The following is a 7,871-nucleotide window of genomic DNA, read 5'->3' as shown; positions in this document are numbered from 1 at the left end:
GATCGCGGTGATCCGCGATCAAGAGCTGCTCGAGGAGTTACCGCGCGAGCCGCACGACGTGGCGATGACGCACGCGCTGACCCCCGCCCGCGGCCTGATCGAGCTGGGCGGCAGTGCTGGTTAGCAGTACTGCAGCACGCGGCGCATCGCGTCTTTCTCTTTGGCCGACACCGACAGCTGGTAATCCGTCTTGACCTCGACCTGACGGGCGACAAACGCACACCGGAACGCCGCGTTCGGCGGCAACCACGATGCGGCGTCGCGAAACGCCTTGTCGAAGTTGGCCTGACCGGCCACAGCCAGCAGATTGCGCGGGTCGTTGGCGAAGTCTCGGCGGCGTTGGTCATCCCAGAACCGCGCGCCCTTGTACCAGGCGTCCGACAGCGACACCACGTGATCGATCTGCACGACGGGCGAGCTGTCCGGCCCACGGACAAAGACGACGGTCGCCCCGGTGTAGGGGTCGTGCAGGACGCCGCGCTGCGCGAAGCAGGTGCCGGACCGCAGCTGCAGGTCGGCCAGGTCGCGACGCAGGATGTCGTCGCGAGTGTTGCAGCCGTTGTGGCCGAACTCGACGTTGACGTCGTCACTCCATGGCTCGCCGAACCGAGCGCGACTGAAGTCGTGGAAGCGGTCCCAGCCCTTGACGGGCAGTGCATCGAGCCGGCGCCGCGCCACGCCGAAGGCGGGGTTGGCGGGAAACTCCTGCGGGACGGCCTTTCGGCTTCGCTGGTCGTGGAGGTAGAACCAACCGACGCCGACTGCGATCGCGACGATGATTACCCAGGCCAGCGTGTCCCGGTACCGGCCGCGCCCGGCGGGAATGACACGCGCCACATAGCGGTTCTAGCACTTGAGACTGTAGAGTGCTAATCGTTTAGACCATCACGGAGGTTTCTGTGCCGACTTACAGCTATGCGTGCACCGACTGCGGTGACCGCTTCGATGTGGTTCAGGCCTTCACTGACGACACCTTGACCACCTGCGAGAAGTGCGCCGGTCGGCTGCGCAAACTGTTCAACTCCGTCGGGGTGGTGTTCAAGGGCAGCGGCTTCTACCGCACCGACAGCCGCGAGTCGGCGAAAAGCCCGACCAACGGCTCCGCCAAGACCGGCTCGTCGTCAGGCACCGACACGTCGAGTGGTAGCGACAAGTCCAGCTCCTCGGAAAGCTCGAGCACGTCGAGCACCAAGTCGGACTCGGCGACAGCCAAGTCGGCGTCCGCCGCCGCCAGCTAGCGGATTATCCACAAGCGGCTTGCCAGCGGCCGCGGGTATGAGCCGGCCCCGCTTACCGTTGCGGCATGGCGGAATCCTTCAAATCGCTGAATCCGTCGCTGCCGACCCGAATTTCGCAGTGGCTGCACCCGGATTGGTCGCGAACCGTGCTGGCCCGCCGAATTGCCGCGGCCGGGCTCGTCGTCCTCGCCGGTGTTGCGGCGCTGCGGCACAACCCAGACGGTGACCGTGCTCGGGTGGTGGTCGCGGCCCGCGATCTCAGCCCGGGCACCGCGCTGACTGCCGACGACCTCCGACTCGAAAACCGTTTGGTCCCAACCATTCCCGACGGGTCACAGTCCGACGTCGGCACGGTCGTCGGGTCCACGCTGGCTGGGCCGGCGCGGCGCGGCGAAGTGCTGACCGACGTGCGGTTGCTGAGTCGCCGATTGGCCGAGTCGGCGGCGGGACCGGACGCCCGGATAGTGCCGGTGCACCCCGCCGACAGCGCACTGGCCGACCTGGTCCGACCTGGCGATGTCGTCGACGTGGTCGCCGCGTCAGAGTCCGCCTCCCAATCCAGCCCGAAGGGTCCCAGCGTCATAGCCACCGATGCGATCGTCGTGCTGGTCTCGGCGAAGCAAAAGGCCGCAGCCGCAACCGGCGACCGGGTGGTGCTGGTGGCACTGCCGGCCGCCTCGGCCAACGCGGTGGCCGGCGCCGCATTGACGCAGACCGTCACCCTCACCCTGCATTGAGTGCGGGCGAAAGATGTCTCAGGCAGCCTGCTCGCTGGCACAGTACTTGCACTTGTGCGCGGCCTCAGGGATGTCGGACATGCACTCGCCACACGCCTTGGTCGCGGGCTCATCACCGAACACGGTTACCCCACGGCGCTTCTGGATGTGCTTGTAGGGCAAGACGATTACGACGTAGATGGTGGTCATGAAGACTATGAAGTAGACGATCGCCCCGATGAACGCTCCCATGTCGACGAAAGTCTCCTTGTTGCCTGCATTGCCGAGCTGCCAGCCCAACCCGAAGGTGGTATGGGGCTGTGCTGCGGCGACCAGCGGATTGATCACACTGTCGGTGAAGGCCTTGACCAGGTTTGAGAAAGCCAAGGCGACGACCAAACCAACAGCGACGGTGATCACGTCACCCCGCATTACGAAATCCCTGAATCCTTTGAACACGAAAGCCACCTCCATCGCCACGAATTACTAGGGCGACACAAGATCGCCCGCAAAAACCGTATGTCCCTAGGACGGTGATTGCGGGCTTTGCGGCGAATTAATCACGCAAGGGTATTCCTGCTGTGACATCCCCAACCGTTCAAATGTGGTGTGGGGGGACGTTCTCCCTCAGCCACTGCTCGCGATGATCGGCGTCACGATCAGCGTCGTCGCTCGACTCTTGCGGCAGCTCTGTCCCGAATATCTCGTCGAGCTTGCTTCGGTCGGCGCCGCGCGGGCTGGTCATGCCGGAGTCAAATCTCCAAGCTCGAGAGTTGGGCGATTATCCGGACCGCCAGCGGATTCAACGTCGCCATACCGTCGCGCACTGCGTATCGCGAACCCGCGAGGTTGACCACCAAGGTGCTCCCCGAGATACCCGCCAGGCCACGTGACAAGCCGGCATCGATGATGTTGGCCGCCAACCCCGACGCTCGGATGGCCTCGGAGATGCCGAAGAGTTCGCGATCGAGGATGTCGCGGGTTGCTTCGGGGGTTACGTCGCGCGGCGTGACGCCTGTGCCACCGACCGATACCACCAGATCCACTCCCCCGATCACCGCGGTGTTGAGTGCGTTGCGGATCTCCACCTCGTCGGCGGCGACGGCCACTACGCCGTCGACAACGAATCCCGCTTCGGTGAGGAGCTCGGTGACAAGTGGCCCGCTGTGGTCCTCGTCGCCGTGGGCGGTTCGGTCGTCGACGACGACGACGAGTGCCCTGCCCACCAACTCCGCGCTCTGTTCCATGGTTGCAACCGTATATCTGGGGTCCGACCACGATGCGGGGACTCTCATCACTGCTGGGCCTTGCCCAGGGTGACCTGCACGGTCTTGGTATCACCCGAGGGATCCTTGAACGTGAGCGTCACTTTGTCGCCGGGTGCTTTGGATCGCACGGCGGCAACCAACCCGTCGGCGCTGTTGATCGGACGGTCGTCGACCTTGGTCACCACGACTCCGCTGGGCAGGCCGGCGGCTGCTGCCGCTCCGTTGGGCACCACCTCAACGACTTTGGCGCCAGGTGTGCCTTTGTCGTTGGTGACCTGGATGCCCAGTGACGCGTGCGACGCTGTTCCCGTCTTGATCAACTCGTCGGCGATGCGCTTGGCCTGATCGACCGGAATCGCGAAGCCAAGCCCGATTGAACCGCTCTGCGCATCGGGCGAATCGCCGCCCAGCGTGGCAATCGCAGAGTTGACTCCGACCAACTGCCCGCTCATGTTGACCAACGCGCCGCCCGAGTTACCCGGGTTGATCGCGGCGTCGGTCTGAATCGCGTCGAGGACGGTGTTCTGGTTACCGGTCTCGCCGGTCGTCGACACCGGCCGGTTCATTGCGCTGACGATGCCGGTGGTGACCGTGCCCTCCAGCCCCAGCGGCGACCCGACCGCCATCACCGGCTGGCCGACATGCAAATTCGCTGACGACCCGAGAGCGATGGGCGTCAAGCCGGAAACGCCTTGCACCCGAACGACCGCGATGTCGGTGGTGGGGTCCGCCCCCACGACGGTGAACTCCGCGGTGCGCCCGTCAGAGAAGGTCACCGTGGTCTTCGGCTTTCCGGTGGGAGGCTCGCTGTCCGGGTCCTGGGGGCCATCTGGCTCTGGCTCCCGCGGGCCGCCACGCTCGCGCGGCGCATTCGGGTGGCCGGGATTGGCCGCGGTGGCGACGACGTGGTTGTTGGTCAGGATCAGGCCGTCGGAAGACAGGATGATGCCCGAGCCCTCCTCGGACTGCCGACCAAGATTGGTCTCGAGCATGACCACGCTGGGCACGACTTTGGCGGCGACCTGTTCGACAGTGCCTACCGGGGCGTTGGCGGCCGGCACGCTGGGAGCCGCGCCGCCCAGTGACGTTCCGTCGGCGATAGAAGGCAGCTGCCCGTTGTGCGCGATTACCGACGCCGCCGTGCCGCCGATGCCCGCCGATACGACCGCAATCGCCAATGCACCGGCCGCCAATGCTCCTGCGCGAGAACGCTTTCGAGGTACACCCAGTTGCGGCGGCGGGCCGCCGGCCGGGCCACCGCCGAACGAGCCGTACGGCTGCCGGTAGGGCTGCTGCTGGCCGTAGCGCCAGTCGAATTGCTGAGGATATGTTTGCTGCTGCCCATGGCTGGAATAGCCTGGGGCCCCACGCTGGTCGGGCGCCGAGTGGTACCCGGCCTGCTGCGGCGGTGGCGAATACCTCGGGTGATTCGTCATGTCGCTAGGTCGCTCTTTCCTTGGGCAGTCGGTTCAGACTTAACAGTAACTGGATAATTACCCTGCCTGCGTGGTCTGAGATTCGACTGAGATAACGTTCGCTGGACCTAGAGAGTTCCCCGGTTTTGACGAAGCCTTAACATCTGCCGCAGCCGCCTCAGCAGGCGGGTACTCCGACGTGGGGATCGGCCGTCCGGGCAGCAATACGTAAATCGACGTTCCCGGCGGGTCGCCGTCTGCAACGGTGTCTTCGACACGAAGCGCTCCGCCGTGCTTGAGCACGACCTGTTTGACGATCGCCAGCCCAAGACCTGAGCCCGGCATCGCGCGCGCCGAGGTCGAGCGGAAGAACCGCTCGAACACCAGTGCCCGCTCAGCCACCGGGATCCCCGGTCCGTGGTCGGATACCACCAACTCGGCATGCGTTGGGTTCAATTGCCTGAGCTTGACTCCGACGGTCTCCCCTGACGGACTCCACTTCGCGGCATTGTCCATCAGATTCAGCACTGCACGCGACAGGCCCGCAGAATCGCCGTAGACCTGCCACGGCGTCACGTCGACGTCGAACTCAATGTCGTTGCGGCGCCGTCGTACTCGCTCCAGAGAACGGTCGATGACCTCGCCGATGTCGACCGGCTCCTGGACTACTTCGCCAGCGTCGTCTCGGGTCAGGTCCACCAAATCGCCTACTAGCGTGGACAATTCCTCGATCTGCGCAATCACGTCGGCGCGCAGATCGGCCATCTCCTGTTCGGGCAGCGGCGGCGCACCCGGTTCACTTGACGCGATCAGCAGTTCGACGTTGGTGCGCAGCGATGTGAGCGGGGTGCGCAGCTCGTGACCCGCATCGGCGACTAGCCGAGTCTGACGTTCCCGAGATTCCGCCAGGCCATGCAGCATCAAGTTGAATGCTTCGGTCAGCCGGGCCAGTTCGTCGCTGCCGAATACCGGGATGGGCCGCAGGTCGTCGGTGCGTGCCACCCGTTCGGCCGCCTCGGTCAGCCGGCCCACCGGACGCAGTCCGGCCTGGGTGACCATCCCACCGGCAACCGCGGCGACCGCGACGCCGACCCCGCCGACGATCAACAGCACCCAACGCAACTTCGTCATCACCGCGTCGGTCGGTGCCAGGCTCTTGGATATCAGCAGCGAGCTGCCGTTTGGCAGGTGTACTGCCAGTACTCGCTGATCGGCCGCCGTACGCCGCGACATGAACAGGTCACCGCGGATGACGGCCTTTTCCGGCGGCCCGATCGGCAGTGTCTGGCCCTCCTGGTTGGCCGTGAAGATCGATCGGCCGGGATTCACCAGCATCGCGTTGACATCCGAATAGGCTGTGCCCTCAATGGCTTTCGCGGGATCGGCGGCCAACGATCCGCTGGCGATCAGTAGCTGAGCCCGGCTCTGCAGCTGGTTGTCGATGTCCTTGTACAGTGCGGCGGAGATCACCGCGTAGACGGCGACGGCCATCAAGACGACCACCATCGCCACCATCGACATCGCCAGCAGCATCACCCGCCACCGCAGCGATAACGAGGTGCTGGCTCGCAGCTGAGCTCGACGTCGCCGGCGGAACAAGGGCATTAGGGCGGTGTTTCACGCAGCACGTAACCCACTCCTCGCACGGTGTGGATCAGCCGCGGCTCTCCATTTGCTTCGGTCTTGCGACGCAGGTATCCGACATAGACTTCCAGCGCGTTGCCTGAGGTGGGAAAGTCGAAGCCCCACACCTCTTCCAGAATCCGGCTGCGGGTCAGTACCCGTCGCGGGTTGGCGATCAACATCTCCAGCAGCGCGAATTCGGTGCGGGTGAGGCTGATCTGGCGTTGCCCACGAGTAACTTCGCGGGTCACCGAGTCTAGGGTGAGGTCCGCGAACGTCATCGCCACGGATTCGCCCGCTTCTTCGATCCTGGTGCGGCGCAGCAGCGCGCGCAAGCGGGCCAACAGCTCTTCAAGAGCGAACGGCTTCGGGATGTAGTCGTCGGCGCCGGCGTCCAGGCCGGCGACCCGCTCGGAAACCGTGTCGCGGGCGGTCAGCACCAGGATCGGCAGATCGTCTCCGGTGCTGCGCAGCTGACGGCATACCTCTAGGCCGTCCAGCCGCGGCATCATCACGTCGAGGACGAGCGCGTCCGGCCGATCGGCGGTTACCATCTCCAGAGCTTCTACCCCGTCTTCTGCCAACGAGACTGAATAGCCATTGAAGGAAAGCGACCGGCGCAGCGATTCGCGCACAGCTCGATCGTCGTCAACGACAAGAATTCGCACGGCCACCAGTTTCATCCAATCGCCTGAGAGCGGCCTGAGAGGTACAGAAGCTGATTGCCCTGCCCTTCGTCGGGTCGCGATGCTGCCGGCCTCGTTGCCGGACGGCGGGACTCATGGCGGAAAAGTTAGCGGCGATCCAGGTTGATTAGGCCGAGGCGCGCCGCCTTGAGTAACCGGCGTGGCACTTTGTGCTGTTGGCCGGCCACCGTCACGCCAACAAGTTCGGGCTTGTCAGCCTTCCACTGCGCGCGCCGACTCCGGGTGTTCGCGCGCGACATCCTGCGCTTTGGCACAGCCATAATCGGGCCTAACTACTGGTAGGGGGTCGCGCACGAGCAGCCTCGACGGCGCGGTTTCGACCAATTTGAGATCAATAATAGTCTCCTGCCCTGCTGCTCACAAAAATCGGCACCCGAACGTGGCAGCCGGAAAAGGGAGCATCCTTGACGTGACACCCGCGGTACCCGCTAACCTACCGGTTGGTTGGTGGCCGCCCGGCTGTCGGCTGGAGGGAGGACACGCATGAAGTCCGCGGTCCGGATTGGCAACTGCTCGGGGTTTTATGGCGACCGGCACTCCGCGATGCGCGAGATGCTCACCGGCGGCGATCTGGACTACCTGACCGGCGATTATCTGGCCGAGCTGACCATGCTGATCCTCGGCCGCGACCGGATGAAGCACCCTGATCGCGGCTACGCAAAGACCTGCCTGACCCAACTCGAGGAGTGCCTGGGTCTGGCCCACGATCGCGGGGTACGCATCGTCGCCAACGCCGGCGGCCTCAATCCCGCCGGCCTCGCCGACGCGATCCGCAGCCTGGCCGAGCGGGTAGGCGTTCCGGCCCGAGTCGCCCACGTCGAAGGCGACGACCTTTTGCCGCGCGCCGAGGAACTGGGGCTGGGCACGCCGTTGACGGCCAATGCCTACCTGGGCGGCTGGGGCA

At 65.1% G+C, this 7,871-nt stretch carries 11 protein-coding genes and 1 pseudogene; 4 read left to right on the top strand and 8 right to left on the bottom strand.

Annotated elements, in window-relative coordinates; translation table 11 throughout:
• Positions 1-124: pseudogene (locus WB785_RS22015) on the top strand (5-formyltetrahydrofolate cyclo-ligase); the annotation flags it as partial.
• Here the strand turns inward: WB785_RS22015 and WB785_RS22010 are convergent.
• Positions 121-837 (bottom strand): HNH endonuclease family protein, encoded by a 717-nt coding sequence (locus WB785_RS22010; RefSeq protein WP_424081797.1) that lies wholly within the window; start codon positions 835-837, stop codon positions 121-123. The pseudogene WB785_RS22015 and the gene WB785_RS22010 sit on opposite strands and share 4 nt — an antisense overlap.
• A 62-nt stretch (positions 838-899) precedes the next feature.
• Between WB785_RS22010 and WB785_RS22005 the strand changes: the two genes are divergently transcribed.
• The gene (locus tag WB785_RS22005) at positions 900-1,238 is read left to right on the top strand and encodes an FmdB family zinc ribbon protein (RefSeq protein ID WP_424081795.1); all 339 of its coding nucleotides are present in this window, start codon (positions 900-902) and stop codon (positions 1,236-1,238) included.
• A 65-nt stretch (positions 1,239-1,303) separates the two neighbouring features.
• Complete coding sequence (locus WB785_RS22000; RefSeq protein ID WP_424081793.1) at positions 1,304-1,975, top strand: SAF domain-containing protein; 672 nt, start codon at positions 1,304-1,306, stop codon at positions 1,973-1,975.
• Positions 1,976-1,993: 18 nt separating this feature from the next.
• On the opposite strand, the gene WB785_RS21995 is transcribed toward WB785_RS22000, so the two are convergent.
• The 7 genes from WB785_RS21995 to rpmF form a co-directional block, all read right to left on the bottom strand.
• Positions 1,994-2,413, bottom strand: coding sequence for an MscL family protein (locus tag WB785_RS21995; RefSeq protein ID WP_424081801.1), 420 nt, complete (start codon positions 2,411-2,413; stop codon positions 1,994-1,996).
• Positions 2,414-2,552: 139 nt separating this feature from the next.
• Positions 2,553-2,699, bottom strand: a complete 147-nt coding sequence (locus WB785_RS21990) for a hypothetical protein (RefSeq protein WP_424081791.1) — start codon at positions 2,697-2,699, stop codon at positions 2,553-2,555.
• Between the two features lie 7 nt (positions 2,700-2,706).
• Positions 2,707-3,249, bottom strand: coding sequence for a MogA/MoaB family molybdenum cofactor biosynthesis protein (locus WB785_RS21985; RefSeq protein WP_424081790.1), 543 nt, complete (start codon positions 3,247-3,249; stop codon positions 2,707-2,709).
• Positions 3,249-4,658, bottom strand: coding sequence for a S1C family serine protease (locus WB785_RS21980; protein WP_424081788.1), 1,410 nt, complete (start codon positions 4,656-4,658; stop codon positions 3,249-3,251). Before WB785_RS21980 ends, WB785_RS21985 begins: the two co-directional genes overlap by 1 nt.
• Positions 4,659-4,715: 57 nt before the next feature.
• Entirely contained in the window at positions 4,716-6,242 is a 1,527-nt protein-coding gene (locus tag WB785_RS21975; RefSeq protein WP_424081786.1) for an ATP-binding protein, read from the bottom strand.
• On the bottom strand, positions 6,242-6,928 hold the full coding sequence (locus tag WB785_RS21970; RefSeq protein ID WP_424081799.1) for a response regulator transcription factor: 687 nt from the start codon (positions 6,926-6,928) through the stop codon (positions 6,242-6,244). The genes WB785_RS21975 and WB785_RS21970 overlap by 1 nt, the downstream gene beginning before the upstream one ends.
• Before the next feature lie 125 nt (positions 6,929-7,053).
• Positions 7,054-7,227 (bottom strand): 50S ribosomal protein L32, encoded by a 174-nt coding sequence (rpmF, locus tag WB785_RS21965; RefSeq protein WP_424081784.1) that lies wholly within the window; start codon positions 7,225-7,227, stop codon positions 7,054-7,056.
• Between the two features lie 223 nt (positions 7,228-7,450).
• Between rpmF and WB785_RS21960 the strand changes: the two genes are divergently transcribed.
• A partial coding sequence (locus WB785_RS21960; RefSeq protein ID WP_424081782.1) for an acyclic terpene utilization AtuA family protein occupies positions 7,451-7,871 on the top strand: 421 nt, incomplete at its 3' end.

Origin of the sequence: Mycobacterium sp. (assembly GCF_049585075.1) — a bacterium.
In the GTDB taxonomy this organism is placed as follows: Bacteria; Actinomycetota; Actinomycetes; order Mycobacteriales; family Mycobacteriaceae; genus Mycobacterium.
This window is presented reverse-complemented; position numbering and strand designations above follow the sequence as displayed.